The organism is Nocardioides sp. NPDC023903, assembly GCF_040639295.1.
Taxonomy (GTDB): domain Bacteria; phylum Actinomycetota; class Actinomycetes; order Propionibacteriales; family Nocardioidaceae; genus Nocardioides.
The window spans coordinates 1-1,209 of the sequence record NZ_JBEZZS010000089.1 but is presented as its reverse complement, the minus strand read 5'-3'; the positions used below and the strand labels follow the sequence as shown (position 1 = coordinate 1,209).

The following is a 1,209-nucleotide window of genomic DNA, read 5'->3' as shown; positions in this document are numbered from 1 at the left end:
TCTATATGCGTGGGGGTGAGCCCGTGGTTTATCCGGTCACGCGCTCGGTGCTGATTCCGTCCCCACACGCGTGGGGGTGAACTCGGCCCGATCGGCGAAGTGACTGGTATCGCGGTGTTGTTGTCCGCGCGCACGGAGTGAGCCGTTGACGAGCGTGGCCGCGCCTGCCAGCGGTTCGGGATCGTCAGCAGATCGCTGACTCCATGCGCATGAGCGAGTCATGTTGACCCCCAACGGGTCTAGTTTCGGAAGGATCGTGCCCGGCGCGCGGTTGAGTCGCGGTGCTGCTCGCACATGATCTGTGGTTGTTGTCAGTGGGGTGGTCTACGGTTGCCGCTTGTCGGATCGGACGAGGGGTGTGGATGGCTGATCGTGGGCTGGTAGATCTTCGGTTGTGGGGCAAGTCCAAAGGCCTGCCGACGGTGTATCCGTTGATGTGCCATTTGCTGGATACCGGTGCGGCAGTGGGGGTTCTGTGGGATCAGTGGCTATCGCGCGGCTTGCGTCGGTTCATTGCTCGCGGGTTGGGTGTAGACGAAGTGCAGGCTCGTGCGCTGGTCGTGTGGTGGGCCGGGCTACACGACATCGGGAAAGCCATGTCTTGCTTCCAATCTCTCGACGCCGGGGCGTATTCGGTTTCTGCACAGGAGTATCCGCCAGGTGCGGGTGACTACCGCAGTCACGAGTACGCCTCTCATGCATGGTTGGTGTCGGCGTTGACCGGGCACGGGTTCGCGCGCCGTCCGGCGAGGATGGTGGCGCAGCTGCTCGGTGGGCACCATGGCTGCTTCTTCGAAGCCGATTCTCGGGTGTGGGCCACGCCGTTGGCTTTTGTCCTGGAGCTGGGTGGCGGGGAGTGGGAACGGCAGCGTCTGTTGATGGTGGACACGGTGCGCCGGTGCGCGGGCTCTCCTGCTCCGGTGGCGGCGATCGATCCGGCTGCGGCGGCGGTGATTTCGGGATTTGTCGTGCTGGCCGACTGGCTGGTGTCTCAGGAAGAGTTCCTGAAACAGCAGTTGGGTGACCTGCCGTCGGACGGGACCCAAGAACAGCTGCACGCCTATTTCGACCGGGTGCAGGCACGAATTCCTGCCTTGCTTGAGGAAGCCGGGCTGGGTCGCTGGAAACCGTGGACGCCGACGACCGCGGAGAGCAGCGAGGTGCGTACGACGGTGCCTCTGCCGGTGCGGTCGCGCTCGTGGAGAGCGG

At 64.3% G+C, this 1,209-nt stretch carries 1 protein-coding gene; it reads left to right on the top strand.

What is annotated here, in order from left to right:
- Positions 1 to 362: 362 nt before the first annotated feature.
- Positions 363 to 1,209 (top strand): CRISPR-associated endonuclease Cas3'' (locus AB0F44_RS30140; protein ID WP_357361044.1); only part of this gene is annotated, 847 nt, incomplete at its 3' end.